The organism is Teredinibacter purpureus (assembly GCF_014217335.1).
GTDB classification, from domain to species: domain Bacteria; phylum Pseudomonadota; class Gammaproteobacteria; order Pseudomonadales; family Cellvibrionaceae; genus Teredinibacter; species Teredinibacter purpureus.
The window spans coordinates 197046-212940 of the sequence record NZ_CP060092.1 but is presented as its reverse complement, the minus strand read 5'-3'; the positions used below and the strand labels follow the sequence as shown (position 1 = coordinate 212940).

At 48.0% G+C, this 15895-nt stretch carries 13 protein-coding genes; all 13 read left to right on the top strand.

Annotated elements, in window-relative coordinates; all coding sequences use genetic code 11:
• Window positions 1-52: 52 nt before the first annotated feature.
• Genes H5647_RS00815 through H5647_RS00755 form a run of 13 tightly spaced genes read left to right on the top strand, consistent with a single transcriptional unit; the run spans window position 53 to window position 15891 of the window.
• The gene (locus H5647_RS00815; protein WP_045855628.1) at window positions 53-2041 is read left to right on the top strand and encodes a phage tail sheath subtilisin-like domain-containing protein; all 1989 of its coding nucleotides are present in this window, start codon (window positions 53-55) and stop codon (window positions 2039-2041) included.
• A 33-nt stretch (window positions 2042-2074) separates the two neighbouring features.
• Window positions 2075-2575: a phage tail protein gene (locus H5647_RS00810; RefSeq protein ID WP_045855627.1), complete on the top strand. Its 501-nt coding sequence runs from the start codon at window positions 2075-2077 to the stop codon at window positions 2573-2575.
• A gap of 20 nt (window positions 2576-2595) precedes the next feature.
• Window positions 2596-3501 carry a T4 family baseplate hub assembly chaperone gene (locus tag H5647_RS00805; RefSeq protein ID WP_045855626.1) on the top strand — a complete coding sequence of 302 codons (906 nt, stop codon included), beginning with the start codon at window positions 2596-2598 and terminating at the stop codon, window positions 3499-3501.
• Window positions 3502-3504: 3 nt separating this feature from the next.
• On the top strand, window positions 3505-4848 hold the full coding sequence (locus tag H5647_RS00800) for a hypothetical protein (protein WP_045855625.1): 1344 nt from the start codon (window positions 3505-3507) through the stop codon (window positions 4846-4848).
• A 10-nt stretch (window positions 4849-4858) separates the two neighbouring features.
• A complete protein-coding gene (locus H5647_RS00795) occupies window positions 4859-5698 on the top strand; it encodes a DUF4255 domain-containing protein (protein WP_045855624.1) in 840 nt (279 codons plus the stop codon).
• Window positions 5695-8013: an ATP-binding protein gene (locus H5647_RS00790; RefSeq protein WP_045855623.1), complete on the top strand. Its 2319-nt coding sequence runs from the start codon at window positions 5695-5697 to the stop codon at window positions 8011-8013. Before H5647_RS00795 ends, H5647_RS00790 begins: the two co-directional genes overlap by 4 nt.
• Complete coding sequence (locus H5647_RS00785) at window positions 8006-8755, top strand: hypothetical protein (protein WP_045855622.1); 750 nt, start codon at window positions 8006-8008, stop codon at window positions 8753-8755. The genes H5647_RS00790 and H5647_RS00785 overlap by 8 nt, the downstream gene beginning before the upstream one ends.
• A gap of 14 nt (window positions 8756-8769) precedes the next feature.
• Window positions 8770-9576 carry a hypothetical protein gene (locus H5647_RS00780; RefSeq protein WP_045855621.1) on the top strand — a complete coding sequence of 269 codons (807 nt, stop codon included), beginning with the start codon at window positions 8770-8772 and terminating at the stop codon, window positions 9574-9576.
• The gene (locus H5647_RS00775) at window positions 9576-10688 is read left to right on the top strand and encodes a phage late control D family protein (RefSeq protein WP_045855620.1); all 1113 of its coding nucleotides are present in this window, start codon (window positions 9576-9578) and stop codon (window positions 10686-10688) included. Before H5647_RS00780 ends, H5647_RS00775 begins: the two co-directional genes overlap by 1 nt.
• 54 nt (window positions 10689-10742) lie before the next feature.
• Window positions 10743-11453 (top strand): phage baseplate assembly protein V, encoded by a 711-nt coding sequence (locus tag H5647_RS00770; RefSeq protein WP_052691779.1) that lies wholly within the window; start codon window positions 10743-10745, stop codon window positions 11451-11453.
• A gap of 35 nt (window positions 11454-11488) precedes the next feature.
• Complete coding sequence (locus H5647_RS00765) at window positions 11489-11854, top strand: GPW/gp25 family protein (RefSeq protein WP_082086912.1); 366 nt, start codon at window positions 11489-11491, stop codon at window positions 11852-11854.
• Between the two features lie 10 nt (window positions 11855-11864).
• A complete protein-coding gene (locus H5647_RS00760) occupies window positions 11865-13439 on the top strand; it encodes a baseplate J/gp47 family protein (protein ID WP_045855619.1) in 1575 nt (524 codons plus the stop codon).
• 4 nt (window positions 13440-13443) lie between these two features.
• On the top strand, window positions 13444-15891 hold the full coding sequence (locus H5647_RS00755) for a hypothetical protein (RefSeq protein ID WP_045855618.1): 2448 nt from the start codon (window positions 13444-13446) through the stop codon (window positions 15889-15891).
• Window positions 15892-15895 lie beyond the last annotated feature (4 nt).

Genomic DNA, 15895 nt, shown 5'->3' with positions numbered 1-15895 from the left:
CTATAGCGCGTAAGCGGCGCTACTACTTTCTATAAGGAATTGGAGACGACTAATGGTTACCCCCACTTATCCCGGTGTTTATGTTGAAGAAGTGTCCAGCGGCGCCCGACCCATAACGGTCGCCAGTACGTCGACGGCCGCATTCATAGGCCAAGCCGAGAAAGGTAGCTTGAGCGAAGCGAAGCTCATCTTTAACTTCACTCAGTTTCAATCTTACTACGGTAATTTTCAATCAAGCTCTTTTCTGGCGCATTCGGTTTATCAATTTTTTAATAATGGCGGCTCGATGGCTTACATTATTCGGGTTGCTGGCGCTAATACCGCCTCGGCGGAATTGGTGTTGTCCGATAGAGCGGATGTGGCCGCAGAAACGTTGACCGTCTCGGCCGTCAGTGCCGGCGTTTGGGGTAACGACATTGAAATTGAAATTACAAACGGTACGGTCGACGCCGAAAATGAATTCAACTTATATGTGTACCGAGGCAGTGGTGAAGAGGCGAGTTTACTCGAGGTGTTTGAAAACTTAAGTATGGTGCCGAGCGCGCCCACTTTTGTAGAAACCGTAGTGAGTAGCTCGGCGGTAATTCAGGTGAGCGTTAATGATGCCAACCCAACCTTAGCGGGTGTTCAGGCTCGTGGTGCGAGTATCGGGGGCGCAGCGCCTATGGCGCTAACCGTGCCCGAAACACGGCTGCGTATTAATATTAATGGCGATGGTTACCAAGAAGTTGATTTAACCGATGGTGTTGGCGTTGGTGTGGGACAAGTAGCCAATTTAAATAGTGGAGCGAATATTGCTGCTGCCCTTCAGTTTACGGTGCGTAATTCTATCGCCCCGTTACGAGCCTCTACAGATGCTGCTGCATTTAACCTGTTCGTGGCGGTGATCGAAACAATTGATGCCGTGGATGTACTGGTGCTGCGTTCGGGCGTGTCGAGTGCCGGTTCGTCGGTGACTGTGGCTAGAGCAAGTGACGCGGCCAATAATGCAACGGGATTTCTAAACGTAGGCCGGCTTGATGGTGGTCGCGAAACATTGGGCGCCGCCATTACGCGCCCGCCGAATATTCGGTATGCCATAGATAGTGCGCGTTATGCATTGGGTGACCATAGCCCTGTTGCGCCAGCCGGCCCTGTTATCGCGATAGCGGCGGGTTCCGATGGCGACCCCATCATTAATGAGCAGCCGTATATAGATGGGCTTAATTTACTGGATGATAAACAAGATGTAAGCCTTATCGCGATTCCTGGCGTTGCCTCGCCCAGCCTGTTTGGTGAAGCCGTTAACTATTGCGATAACCGCCCGCTTAGAGACTGCTTTTTTATCGGTGATATGCCGCAAGATTACGACACCGTTGAAGAGGCGCAGGGTTTTGTAGGCGGTGTTTCACCGAAAAATTCATATGGCGCTGTGTATATGCCGTGGCTAAATATGAATGACCCCACGGGCGTTTCAAGCCAGCCCATTACGGTTCCTCCTTCGGGATTTGTTGCGGGCATGTACGCAAAAACCGACGCGCGTCGTGGTGTATGGAAGGCGCCGGCAGGCACGAGCGCTGCAATTGCAGGGGCTACTGGTCTTATCACCAACTTAACGGATGTAGAGCAAGGTCTATTAAACCCAACGCCTTATCACGTAAATGTTATTCGGCAATTTGCGGCATCGGGGCGTGTTATTTGGGGCGCGCGCACGGTTACTAGCGATGCAGAGTGGGCGTATATTCCCGTGCGACGAACCGCTATTTTAATGCGAGTGAGTATTTATCGAGGTATTCAATGGGCGGTGTTTGAACCGAATGATGTGCCTTTGTGGCAAGCGCTTCGCCTTAATATTACCTCGTTTATGATGACACTCTATCGCCGTGGCGCGTTTCAAGGTAGTACGCCCTCAGAAGCTTTTTTTGTGAAAGTCGATAGCGAAACCACCACACAAGACGACATCAATGCTGGCATTGTCAATATTCAAGTGGGCTTTGCAGCGCTGAAACCAGCCGAATTTGTGGTTGTTCAAATTAGCCAAAAAGCGGGTCAAACCGGTTAACGTCAACGCCTTCTTAATGGGGAGTAACACACTATGCCTAAGTTCGCAGTCAATACACACCGCGAAGATCCGTATCGAAATTTTAAATTTAAAGTAAAGTGGGATAACGAGTATGTGGCCGGTTTAAGTAAATGTGGTGCGCTCAAGAAAACCGTTGATGTGGTGGACTGGCGGGAAGCAGGAGACAACTCTCATGGGCGAAAATTACCCGGTATGACAAAGTACGAAGCCATAACATTGGAGGCCGGTGTAACACACAATACCGCCTTCGAAGATTGGGCGAATAAAGCGAATAATTTTGAAGGCGATGCGGCCATGTCGCTGAAAAATTTTCGCAAAGATATCACCATTGAAGTAACCAACTTACAAGGGGTTACGGTGTTGGCGTATAACGTTTATCGCTGCTGGGTATCGGAGTTTCAGGCGCTTCCCGAACTGGATGCCAGCGGAAATGCCGTTATGATTCAAACGATAACATTGCAAAATGAAGGATGGGAACGCGACGCGTCCGTTACCGAGCCCACAGAAAGTTAAGCACTGAGGCGACGCACGTTATGAAAAATTGTTGGACGTTACCTATGGGCTATACCGATGTCAGTGGCAAACGGCATTGTGAACTAGTCATGAACCCGTTAACAGGGTTTGAAGAGGAAATACTGTCGTCCCAACAATTTCCGGGCGCCGTTCAGGTTACTGAGGTGCTTATTCGCTGTGTTAAAAGTATTGGTGAAATAGACAAAATCGATGCTTCCATAATTCGTGCTCTAACGGTTGGCGATCGCCAATACTGTTTAATGGTTTTACGCCAGCTGACCTTTGGCGATCGTGTGCAGGCGACGTTGCCGTGCCCTTGGCCAAGCTGTGGAAAAGGCGTGGATATTGATTTTAATCTTTCCAGTATTCCGTTAACGGCGTGCGACAGTGCCCTGCATTTTTGTGTATCACTGCCGTGTCTCGTCGAGTATTCAGTGGTAACGGCCAGCGACCAAACGAACACCGTAGTTGAATTTAGATTGCCTAACGGTGGCGATCAAGAAGCGCTATGCGCAATTGATGACGATAGCGAAACACAGTTGATGTTGCATTTGCTCAGCCGGTGCATAAAACACTTCGGCGATGTAACGGCCCCAAGCGTAGAGTGGTTGCGCTCCGTACCTGCCGCACTGTTAATGAGCCTTGAACAAGAAATGGAGGCGCGCGCATCGCATCTTGCGTTAACAATGGATGTTAATTGCCCCGAGTGTAAACGAGATTTTGTCGCCCCATTTGAGCTGCAAGACTTCTTCTTTAGTGAGCTTAAAGTGGGAATCGATGTACTTTTTCGGGAGGTGCATTATCTGGCGTTTCACTACCATTGGAGTGAACGCGATATCCTTTCAATGACACGAGATCGCCGTCGCCGATATATCGAAACACTGGCTAACGAAATTGAAACGCTTAACGAAAAGGCGGGTCATTAACGTATGAATAACGTGTCTCATTGCCAAAATATTAGAGTGGGCAAAAGTTATTTGTCGCAACTGGTACGTTCAGCCATAACACCTTTTAGGGCTGTATCGCGTGGGCTAGGTTTATTGGGGCGCTCACGTAACGGGGCTTTACGTCCTGCGTTTGGCCGCTATTCTTTTTCGCCCAATTTTCATTATCGAATGCTGGCGTATTATCAACTGCCGCTGGGGGCGGCACCGGCTGACACTACACGCGCTAGAGGGGCTACTGAACCACACGCGTCGCAGCCTTTTGCTGCGCCTCTCGTTCGCAACAAAATGACAAGCGGCGGTGTTACAGGAAAAAACGCCACTACGCCCAAACTTTCCCCGAGGGTTCATCCATCTCAATTACCTGCTTCCCATTCTACTCAACGGGGTGAAAGCGACACTCCGACTGCGCTGTATGACATAAGCCAGCAAGGTATTAATGGGCAAGGTATTAATGGGAGCAGTATCAACGGGCAACGTATTAACGGGCAACTAATCGAAGTAGCCGGTCAGGGAAAGCAGCGGCCATTACCGAATAAACCTATCGCGCATAGGTCAGCAATCGATACTACCGTGCTCGAAATACCCAGCCTTACAGATTCGCTTTCAGGCCAAAAGCCGCATAGCGAAAAAAACACTACACCTAATCATGGGTTACAAACAGTGTTAACGGCGTGGCAGCATAAATTGAATGAAAATGAGGGTGAAACGAATTCCCAAAAGAGCGGCGAGTATTCTACGCCGGTAGGTCAGAATACAAGTATGGCGGAAAAATTACGTGCAATGCAGCATTTATCCACCACGCAGTCGATTGAGGCTTTATCCAAACAACTCGAAGCGAATAATTTTGGTCGAAATGAAAACGTCGAGCCCGTACCTAAGCCCGCACCTAAGATAGTAGTCAAGGCTACAGTACTCGTCGCAAAAAAAGTGACGGCCGAGAAAGGTTTGGTCACAGCTGCGTTAGGCCCCTCGCGCACAACGGCAATGGCCGACACCACCAAAATGCCGCGTAGTCGTGGCGCTAAGTTTTCAGGCGGCCAGCCCTTCTCATCCATGAAACCTACCACAACGGCGCAGGAAATATCCTGTGTGTACGTTAAAACACCGCAGAACGGCCGCGGCCATGACGACGACAAATTCCAGCAAGAATCGCAATCCGACAAACGCCGGCATTGGCGAAAACCCACACGTAAACAGAGTGAAACAACCGCTACTCGCGATGCTGCACCAGTAAGTCGACGCATAACGCCGTCGTACTCCACGCGTTCCCCCGCTTTTTGGGACCGCTCTAACCTCTCGCGTATGTATATACGCTTGTATCGATAGGAGAGGGTTTGTGAGTGCACCAACGGCAATTGGCATGGTCGGCGAATCCTTAAAAACATTACTCGAAGAAGAAATGACAGTTACGCCTTCGGCGACGGTTTCGTTGCTTGCGCCAGACGAATCGGGCACTGCGCGTCGTATTAATCTCTTTTTATATAAAGTACAGGAAAATGGTTATCTTAAAAATAAAGATTGGGAAGTCTCACAAGACGACCCAACAAAAATAGTACCGCCACCACTCAGTTTAAATTTGCATTACCTCTTAACGCCCTATGCGCAAAACGATAGCGAAACGGGTAATACCAGTGCGCACGAAATACTGGGTGATGCTATGCGTGTCTTGCACCAGTTTCCTGCCATACCCAGTGAGCACCTGGCAGAAGGCTTAGCCGATGCCCGCGAACAATTAAAAATTACACAAGTACCGGTTGATATTGATGAACTGAGTAAAGTGTGGAGTACGTTTAGTACGCCCTACCGATTATCCGTTGCGTACGAAGTGGCTGTGGTGCAACTTGATCAAAGCGATCAATCGTCTCGCGATATGCCGCCGCGCCTAAGTGCCATTGGTGTTCCCAGTGTTGATGCGGGCCATGCGTTGCCCGTAGTCACCGGTATAAGCCCACAATCGGGTGCGGCTGGTTCGGTTGTGTCAGTGCTGGGTGAAAACCTTACGAACTGGCGTAGTTATGTCGATGTAGGGCGTGAGCGGGTTGCCGACGGCGAATTGATAACGTCCAACGGTGTGTCCTTCGACGTACCGGTTGGGCTAAGCCCTGGTTATTATCGCGTGCGAATTAATATTTCAACGTTACATCGCAGTACGCTGTATTTCGAGGTAACGCCATGAACGACTATCTCGACCTCGACGAAAACCGGTGGCTAGAGCCAAACGTTGCCAGACCGCCTTACGATGCCATGCGGCATATCGAGGCGGAGCTGGAATGGCTCGATCTATTATTACTACGACGCGTTATGCGCATGGGGCAAGGCGTGTTAGCGAATGACGCGGACGAGCCTAGCCATAACGCTGACGGTCCCGCACGGCCCATCACTTTTGCGTCTGCGCTACCCTATATTGGTGAGGCAGAAGTTGTTGCACTGCTGCTGGAGTCGAACCCGTCGGTAATTGGGGTGTTTGATGAAAAGACGCTGGCAGAAAAAATTGACGCTGTGCAGCAGACAATCGCTACAGAAACAGCGCGCTGCCTAAAAGAAAAGCTAACATTACCGCTGGCAACCTTAGCGAATTTATTTGATCTATCGTGGCTTGAAATAAATATTGTGTTGCTCGTACTTGCGCCAGAGTTGCGCCGAAAATACGATCGCATATACGCGTATTTACAGGATGACATTACCCGAAAACGCCCGAGCCTTGATTTAGCACTAGAGGTCTTTTTCCACGACGAAAACGATCGCTGGCAGGCGCGCCGAATGCTAGATGAGAACAGCCGATTACTGGCATACGGTATTATTCATATTATCGACGATCCACAGAGCCCTTCGGGTTCAACCGGCCTGGCAAGCTTTTTGACACTCGATCCCAAAATTTTGCAATTTTGTTTGGGTAACAACCAGCTCGACCCGCGTATTTTTGCAGTTGCTAGGCGAGTTACACCCAGCGTGCGACCCTTTTGTGCCTGTTCGTGGCAGTCCGAACATATTTATCAGATGGCCTTAAATAATATTGGTGAGATCGATAGCCCATCGCAAAGCCTGCATCACACCGAGGCCCCCGTTTTTCATCTACACGGTAATGACGAAACCGTATTGGCAGATCTAGCACGCTCGGTGGTCGCCAAATTTGATTGTGGGCTACTCATGATAGAAACCGACACGCTTTTTTCTGAAAATGGACCGCTGCGCACAAACAGTTGGGAACTCTTGGCGTGTTGTTTTCGTGAGGCGTTATTGCAACAAACGCCCATACTGCTTGCGAATATCGATTTGCTTATTGGATACAACGTGCAAGCCAGAGGGTTATTAGTGCAACTGGCTACGCTTGTTAATCAATACGAGTCGTTGGTGTTTACTACGGCCAAGAGCCCTTGGCCGCAACACCATAGTGATTCGCTTGCGGTGGTGAATATTGCGGCCCAAACACCGGAGTACTCGGCTTATCGCGCCCTTTGGGGAACCGCACTGGCGGCATTAAATATAAACGGTAGTCGAGAGGATATTCTTGCGGTCTGTCAGCGCTACACATTGTCGTCGGCGCAGGTTCATGCGGTGGTAAAGCAACTGCGCGTAGAATCCTTAGGGGAGCCAATTTCCGTGCGGTCGCTAGCCAATGCCTGCCGAGCGGTCTCTCATCATCATCTCCGTAATCTATCGACACATGTTCCCGCACGTTATGAGTGGGACGATTTAGTGTTACCGCATGAAGACAAGCAGCAACTTCGGTTTATGTGTACACAGGTACAGCATCAACACACGGTGTTCGAACACTGGGGGTTTTCCCATCGTCTGCCTTATGGGCGAGGCCTAAGCGCTATGTTTACCGGTAGCCCCGGTACGGGTAAAACAATGGCCGCTCAAGTGATTGCGAACGAATTGCAACTGGATCTTTTTAAAATAGATTTATCGGGTGTTGTGAGTAAATACATTGGTGAGACAGAAAAAAATCTAGACCGTGTTTTTCGAGAGGCCAAAGCGAGTAAAGCAATCTTGTTTTTTGATGAAGCTGATGCGCTCTTTGGCAAACGAACAGATGTAAGTGATGCGCACGACCGTTATGCCAACATAGAAGTGAGTTATCTGTTACAAAAAATTGAAGAGTACGACGGCATAGTGATTCTTGCGACCAACTATCGCAACAATATCGATGAAGCATTTATTCGAAGAATTCGTTTTATTATCGAATTTATGTTTCCCGACGACAACAATAGAGTGGCTATATTTGAAAAAAGTATGCCACCCGAACTACCGCTTCACCATGAGTTGGATCTTCAGTGGTTGGCCGAACGCATTAAAGTGTCTGGTGGCAACATTAAAAATATTGTGCTCAATGCCGCATTTTTAGCCGCACAAGAAAATAGTACTCTCAGTATGAGCCACCTGTTAGACAGCAGCCGGTTGGAATTCAAAAAAATTGGAAAACTTTGGGACCCAAAACGTATGACCTATACCCCCAAAGCGGGCGTTGGAGAGGGCTGTAATGTCTGACGGATTTCCCAACAAACCGAAAATACTAAAAGGGGCTTTTGTTGAATATGGCATAAGCTTACCGCCACTTTTCGTGGTGTTTCAATTTAACCCAGAACAACTCTCGCGAAGTCGAAGCGTTAACTTTACCGGCCCCGGTGGGCAGGTTGATATGCAGAGCGACGAAGGGGAAAGCGAGACGCTTAAAACGCGCAGTGCCAATAGAAGTAATTCGTTGCGTGAATTACACCAACGGGAATTTGAAGGAGAGGATGACCTGCTCGCCATCAGAAGCGCGCAAAACGTGACGTTTACCGAAGAAACGATTGCTTTTGATATACGGCTTGATGCTACCGAAGACCTGAATGAAGGTAATGCCATAGTGGGTGAATTTGGGATATTGCCGCAACTCTCAACACTTGAATTAATGATGCACCCTAAATCGGAAAGTGTGCTGGGTAACTTGGTCGACTTATTAGGTAGCGATGGAGGTTTTAGTTTTACCAATAATGAAAAACCACCCATTGTGTTATTTATGTGGGGTTACACCCGAGTATTGCCCGTTAACATTACGAGTATGAGTATTAGTGAAACCGAATTTAATACCCACTTGGCACCTACGCGTGCAACAGTAAGTGTAAACCTCACCGTTATCGAAGGAAAAAGTGTGCCTTATACCTATTCCAAGGTATTGAAGGAATCTATGTCGGTACTGAATTTGGCGAATATTACCGATCTTGCCAATGTTGTTGTACCAGGCTAGCCGAGACCAAGCTGATGCTAACGAAACGATCACGATATTATAAGCTTGCCGATACAACCTTCCCCGATCGGAAAGGGGTGCGTCGTCGTTGCAAAGCCGTGCGACGGTTAAAACCGTTAATAGGGCGATTTAGTCATACGCTTGACGCCGCCGACAGGCTAGATCATCTCGCCTATAAATATTATCGTCAGTCTCTCTATTGGTGGCGAATATGTGACGCCAACCCACAACTTAAAGCACCGCTTGCGTTACTCGATCAAACGGCGTTAAAACAGATTGCCTTTCACTTAACGACAGAGCAACGCCCGCCGCCACTTGCCGTACTCCATCAGCGTTTAACGTCGCTTGTGGGCGTAACCTCGATTGAAAAAACAACGCCAAACGGGCTGACCGAAACGGTGCTTAACGCTGGGCCGCCTATTGGGTTAATTGCCAATACACTATTGCTCGATCTAGATGATGCAGTATTGAGCCAGCAAGTGCCCGCGTCAATCGAGCTCGCGTTACAGTTGATAGGCGTAACCTTGATTGGCGATTACAAAATAACGAAGCCGGAACCGGCGCTATGGCAATTTAATTCGGAAACGAGCGAACCCGTTTTACAGTGTCAGTATCGTTCAGAAACAGCACAGATAAGTGTCAATACCGCTCGTTGGGTCTATCACGTGCGATTACACGTTACCTTTAATGAACATACGGTAGCGGCAGAAACGGTAATGGAGGCTATAGCAACGCTTGGGTTTAACATAGCGGAAAAAACAATTTTAACGAACGTTGGCCAGAGTATCACGATACCCCCGCGTAATACTGGGGGCGCTTAATGGCGCATGATTATTTAACTATAGCCTTCGACGGCGAAGAGATCGAGACGGTATACAGCGATCTTTTACAGCTAGCAGTGGAACTGGATGACGGTTTAGCCGCAATGTTTCGTTTAAAAATCTTGTTAATTCAAACGGCTGAAGGCTGGACGCATATTGACGAAAAGCATTTTCAAGTGTGGACACCGGTTAGTATTTCAGCAGGATTCGAAGATGATGTGCAAGAGCTTCTAACCGGCTTTATTACACATGTTAAACCGCGCTTTCAAGATAATACTGAGCAGGCATATTTAGAAATATGGGGCATGGATGCAAGTGTAATGATGGACAGGGTTGAATGGCTAAAAGACTGGCCAAATAAAACCGACAGCGATATAGCCACTGAAATTTTCAAATATTATGGTTTAACACCGCAAGTGGAAGCCACCGAGTTTAGTCATGATGAAGCGAATAGCACCATTATTCAACGCGAAACCGATATGCAGTTTCTAAAGCGCTTAGCCATTCGTAATGGCTATGAATGTTTCGTAAAGGGGAGTGAAGGATTTTTCGGTTTACCTAAAATAGAGGACGAACCGCAACCACTATTGGCGGTCCATTTTGGCAAGGAAACGAATATCCATAACTTCTCCATAGATGTGGATGCAATGGCCCCTGTTAACGTGGGCATGTTTCAGGTAGACCGTAAAACAAAAGACGTTATTGACGTAAACGTAGATTCTACGGCACAAACTACTCTCGGTGGAATAGAGGCGGCGGGACTACTAAAGCCAGGTATGGATACGCCTCAAGTATACGTTTCGCATAACGGCGCTGCCGCACAGAGTGAAATGGAATCGCTTTGTCAGGGTTTATATAACCGCTCTGAATGGTTTGTATTTGCTTCCGGCGAAGTGAATGCTAATCACTATTCCCATGTGCTAATGCCGCGCAAACCGGTAACGGTTAAAGGTATTGGCGAGACTTATAGCGGAATGTATTACGTTAATCATGTTACCCACGTGTTTACCTCCGATGGCTACAGCCAACAGGTAAGAATGAAGAGAAATGGCCTGCACCTTGTCGGTGATGAAGATTTCGGAGAAAGCGGCGGGTTACTCAGTGCGCTTTAATCTCGTTAAGTTTCAGCATGCCGACGAGTGTGCGTACAGGGCTAGGAATTGAATATGGATTTAGAGCGAACGGTTGCGCATTTAATGCAAAAAATTGAACGGCATCATCATGGAAAATACCGTGGTTTTGTTGTCGATAACGAGGACCCAGAGTGCCTGGGCCGCATTACGGTGACCGTACCAAGTGTAACGGGCACTATTGTGAGCGGCTGGGCGGCACCTTGTTTTCCGTACGGTGGTAGCGCCAATCAGGGCCTGTTATTTATGCCCGAAAAAGAGAGTGGTGTATGGGTAGAGTATGAAGGTGGCGATATCGATTTCCCTGTTTGGGTTGGTACTTTTTGGTCTGCACCGGATGACGAAAACGAACTGCCTTTAGTGTACGACATTGACGGCGAAGACAGCGACGAGGTGCAGAACCCGCCAACGCGGAAAATAATAAGAACGCGAAAGGGGCATTCCATACAGTTTGAAGATAAAGACGATGAAGAGCTGTTACTCATTTTACAACGTAACGGTGATGACAAACGCAACCTCATTACTATGACGGCCGATGGCGTTGTTATTCGTCAGCAGATTGAAGACGGAAAAATAAATCAAATAACGTTAACCGATAGTGGAATAACGATGACGGATGTAACCGAAAATTCAATACAAATGACTGACAGCGCCTTTAATATTATGTCAAAAGTTGCGTTTACATTGGACGCCAGTGGCCAGAATGTTGTTATTAAAGCGGCTGCGGTAGATATAACCGATTCATAGCCGCGTTAAAAAATGGAGTAAATGCTGTGTACGACATGGCCGAAAAAAAAGGATTCCGTTTCCCCTTGGGAGTCAACGAGGTGGGAGCTATTCACGCAACGGGTGGCGATGAGCGTATTCGAGCAAAAATAACACAGCTACTATTTACCTCGCCAGGTGAACGCATTCATCAGCCAGAATTTGGTTGCGGATTATTAAATTTGGTATTTGAGCCTAACCATTCTATTTTAGCGCCGGCCATGCAATTCACGATTGGGCAAGCACTTGCCCGTTGGCTATCCAATGAAATGATAACCGATGCTGTACAGGTAACCTCTGAAGGTGAGTCTGTGGTCGTAGAAATTGTCTATACCAAAAAACAAGATTTAAAACAGCACGCCGTTCGAATTCAATTTAAATAAGAGAACCACCATGAAAATAGAACATTCAGACGACGGCCGTAAAATAGATTATACCGCGAGAGATTACGAGAGCCTGTTGCTCGCAATGCAAAAAATGGCACCCGAAAAATTACCTGAATGGACGGACTATAGCCAAGAAACAGATTTTGGACATGTGCTATTGCAGCTATTCGCTCACATGGGCGACATAGTGGCTTACCATCAAGATCGCCTGGTTAACGAATCATTTTTAAGTACGGCGCGTGAGCGGGCGAGCATTATCGATCACTTAAAATTAGTGGGCTATCGCCTCTCAACAGCGGCACCTTCGTCTACTGAGTTAACCGTTGAGTTTTCGGCAGACACCACGGCGCGGGTTCGGTTGTCATCGGGTGACGCTTTCGCCACAAAAAGTAGCAAGGGCAACCCGAGTGTACGGTTCGAATATAGTGGCGAGAATGACGATATTGATTGTGCTTTGCTGGCTGTCGACCCTATTAGTAATAAAAAAACCGTACGCATTCCTGTAGAGCAGGGGCAATTAATTAAAACCGATGTAGTAGGCAACTCAAATGGGCTTTCGGGCCAGCGTTTTGCGCTAAATTTTACTGATCTTATTTTACGTGATAACAGCGGTAACAATAATCGCATAGCCGATATCACTGTTTGGACTGAGCTGGGCGGTGTTATGGATAATAGCTGGCGCTTACAGGAATCGCTCGCGTTCAGCCGCGAAGATGCACAAGATTACGTCATAGAGATAGACGAAAATGAACAGGCGTTTCTTATTTTCGGTGGTAATGGATTTGGCGCAGTACCCACGAGCGGCTCTACCATACGTGCACGTTATCGTGTTGGTGGGGGCGCACTGGGTAATGTTGCCGCTCATCAAATTACGACCTTGTCCGATGCACCGGGTTTATCGCTGGTAGCAGCCAAGGTGACGAATAAAACCGCCGCTACAGGCGGTGCCGATAGGGAGACCATTGAACACGCTATTGAGCATGCGCCGGGTATGTACCGTTCTTTTCGCCGTGCTGTTACGGCCGATGATTATAAACAGCTGGCCGAAAATTATAATGGTGTAGGAAAAGTGCGCGCAGAAGCGACACATTGGAATAGAGTCACCTTGTACGTGGCGCCCGAGGGCGGTGGCCGTGTAAGTGATATTCTTAGTGCAAACTTATTATCGTATTTTGATAGCTTGCGCCCCGTTTCAACGTTAATTGAAGTGGCCGATGTTGATTATGTGAAGATTTATATTTCAGCACGCATTGGCGTGGAAAGTTATTACGCGCGCGCGGAAATACGGTTAAAAGTAGAGGAGGCCATTACAAGCCTGCTAGCATTTCATAACGTTGATTTCGGGCAAGTCTTATTTTTAAGTAAATTTTATGAGGCAATTGAAAAAATAGATGGCGTTGCCTACGTCACCATCGATGAATTCTCGAGAGAAGGGCACGCTGGCACAGATGACAGCGCTGGCCGGCTCCAATTGTTGGCGAGCGAGGTGCCGCGAATACCGGGCTCTTCAGTCGAGGATACAGAACACGATGCGCACTATCGCAATGGCGTGAAACTAACCGCGTTAGAGGGAGGCTTCTAACAAAATGAAGCTGCGTAACGTTCACGCAAACGCGCATCCTGACGGCAATCGTATTGATGTGTCGTGGGAGATAATGGCTGACAATACCTTAGACGGTGTTCGTATTGTGCGTTTGGTTGGGCGTTACCCAGAACACAGTGAAGACGGTGAATGGGTAGCCGATGTTGAGCGGAATGCCGCCTTAACTTACAGCCAAACAGACAAGGCTATGCAAGGGGAGACGTATTATTATTACACGCTATTTCCCTACAGTGGCAACCCTGCGAGTTTCCATTTTGAACCCCGTAACCGTGTGAGTGCTTTGGCTACAAGCCCCCACGGTTACGGCGCTCATATGATGGAATTACTGCCGTCAATTTACCATCGCTACGATAAATCCACGTATTTTTTACAACGCTTTCTGTCGATTGTTGGTGGCCAGATCGATCAGTTTCATAGTTTAGCGAACGCCACGGAGCAATGTCGCAATATCAGCCAATCGCCTGAAGCCTTGTTGCCCCTACTCGCACAATGGATTGGCTGGAAGAGTGATAACAAGCGCGATTTAAATAGCCAGCGAAACGAAATAATCAATGCGCCTGCGTTGTATCGCCGGGTGGGTATTGTGCCCACGCTGGAAGCCACAATTAAACGCATTAGCCATTGGGAAAGTCGTAGTAAAGAATATGTTCATAATATTTTTACCAGCAACCAGCCGCCGCGTTTAAATTTATGGTCGATAACACGAACGAGCAGTGGTATATGGCGTGAACAAGAAACGCTCGAATCAATTGATTTTTGTTACGAAGGGCGAGCCTGTGGGCATACGGATCACAACGGTATACGGTGGCTGTTCTATCACACTCTTCGGCAAAATCGTTGGGAAATATGGGTAAAGAAAACGCCCGGCGTTGCACTGAACAACGGTTTACAGCGGTATTTTTTAGGTGGCGTGATCGCAATTGCGTTGTGGGGCTCACTACAGCGTCTTGGTTTATCGATAACGCAAAACGCAATACTTACACCGCTTTCCACTCATACATGGGAAATACTCGACGGTGCTCATAAGAGTGTAATCGAACAAACGATCCACGGCCTATTCCTGTACAACTGCACCGCAACGTTAACCGAATATGGCCCGAGTGAGCCATTAATCTCCACTACCAATATCAATAAATGGCCTAGCGTTGCGCAACAGGGTGAGAGCCTTTGGTTAGTGTGGACACGTTGCTCTGTGACCGATGGCAAGGCTCATTGGTCGATAGGTTACCAACAGCGAAATAACACGTTATGGACCGAGCCTGGGCCAGCGTCTACCGATGGTAGCGACGTTAACCCATTCATGATCGCTGGTATTTTCGATGCAACACGGCCGCGCCGAAAAGCCACCCTAACCGCAGACGATACCGATGGCCTCTGGCTTTTTTGGCAAGAGTTCGACGGCATGGAATGGCAGTTACACTATAACCGGCATAACGGTAACAACTGGGGCGAAGCGATAAGGTTTCCGTTATCGGGAGGTGCCGAACCGCGCGTACAAGATGATATGACGGTGCTTGTGACACCGTCATTGCCTACCCCGCGCATTATCGTGTGTTGGGCGCAGCAAACGTTATCGGCTTTGGCGGAAGCAGAGCGATGGCAGGTTATTGTGCGTGAGAAATCGGATCAACTGCTGGATGCTAATAATTGGTCCAATAGCCATGCGTTACCGAAAGTGGGAAACGGTGATTATCATGATAGGGAACCTGCGATATTACTGAATAATCTTAATACGCTGGAGATTTTTTATTCGTCTAATAGGGGCGATAGCGGTTGGTCCATTTGGCAAACCACCTTAATAGATTTAGCCAGTGATAGCTGGAGCCCACAAGAACGCCTTACTGATGGTGTCTATCAGCAACGATCACCCTGTGTATTGCCTTACGAGGATGATGGAGAAGCGATTCAATTAGTGTACCGAAGCAATCGGAAAAGGGTGTATAACAGCGATGTTTATCGTGCGAGCGAAACCCATGACGAACGCTATGCGGGCTCCACAATTGTCGACAGCCGCCATCACCAATGTCTTGCATTACACAATACATTCGAAGACCCACAGCGATACACCTACGATACCGGCACGAATGGCGTTCGTGGTGACCGCAACCGTATTGCACGTGACACGGTGGGCGAATTTCTAGCAACACACACGTTAGATACCGATGAAGTAAAACATGAAATCGAACGGCTTAGATCGGTTGTACGAGAATTTATGCCGGTCACGGACCGTGTTGTATTTATTCCGTCGCAACACATGGAAACGGATGTGGTTTACCACTATAGCCAGCCCGCAACTGACAATGGCCATTATATTACGAGCAGTTTTTCGGACGAGTGGGTTACAAACGAGAGTGAATCCGTATTGCCCGAAGGTGACTATTTTGGATCGGTACTAAACAGTGGTTTAGAGGATGTTATTGATGAGAGCTAGTGCC

What these genes read in the sequence shown, in the direction of transcription:
- H5647_RS00815 (WP_045855628.1), top strand. Translation starts at nt 53, where the DNA reads ATGGTTACCCCCACTTATCCCGGTGTTTATGTTGAAGAAGTGTCCAGC.
- H5647_RS00810 (WP_045855627.1), top strand. Translation starts at nt 2,075, where the DNA reads ATGCCTAAGTTCGCAGTCAATACACACCGCGAAGATCCGTATCGAAAT.
- H5647_RS00805 (WP_045855626.1), top strand. Translation starts at nt 2,596, where the DNA reads ATGAAAAATTGTTGGACGTTACCTATGGGCTATACCGATGTCAGTGGC.
- H5647_RS00800 (WP_045855625.1), top strand. Translation starts at nt 3,505, where the DNA reads ATGAATAACGTGTCTCATTGCCAAAATATTAGAGTGGGCAAAAGTTAT.
- H5647_RS00790 (WP_045855623.1), top strand. Translation starts at nt 5,695, where the DNA reads ATGAACGACTATCTCGACCTCGACGAAAACCGGTGGCTAGAGCCAAAC.
- H5647_RS00785 (WP_045855622.1), top strand. Translation starts at nt 8,006, where the DNA reads ATGTCTGACGGATTTCCCAACAAACCGAAAATACTAAAAGGGGCTTTT.
- H5647_RS00780 (WP_045855621.1), top strand. Translation starts at nt 8,770, where the DNA reads ATGCTAACGAAACGATCACGATATTATAAGCTTGCCGATACAACCTTC.
- H5647_RS00775 (WP_045855620.1), top strand. Translation starts at nt 9,576, where the DNA reads ATGGCGCATGATTATTTAACTATAGCCTTCGACGGCGAAGAGATCGAG.
- H5647_RS00770 (WP_052691779.1), top strand. Translation starts at nt 10,743, where the DNA reads ATGGATTTAGAGCGAACGGTTGCGCATTTAATGCAAAAAATTGAACGG.
- H5647_RS00765 (WP_082086912.1), top strand. Translation starts at nt 11,489, where the DNA reads ATGGCCGAAAAAAAAGGATTCCGTTTCCCCTTGGGAGTCAACGAGGTG.
- H5647_RS00760 (WP_045855619.1), top strand. Translation starts at nt 11,865, where the DNA reads ATGAAAATAGAACATTCAGACGACGGCCGTAAAATAGATTATACCGCG.
- H5647_RS00755 (WP_045855618.1), top strand. Translation starts at nt 13,444, where the DNA reads ATGAAGCTGCGTAACGTTCACGCAAACGCGCATCCTGACGGCAATCGT.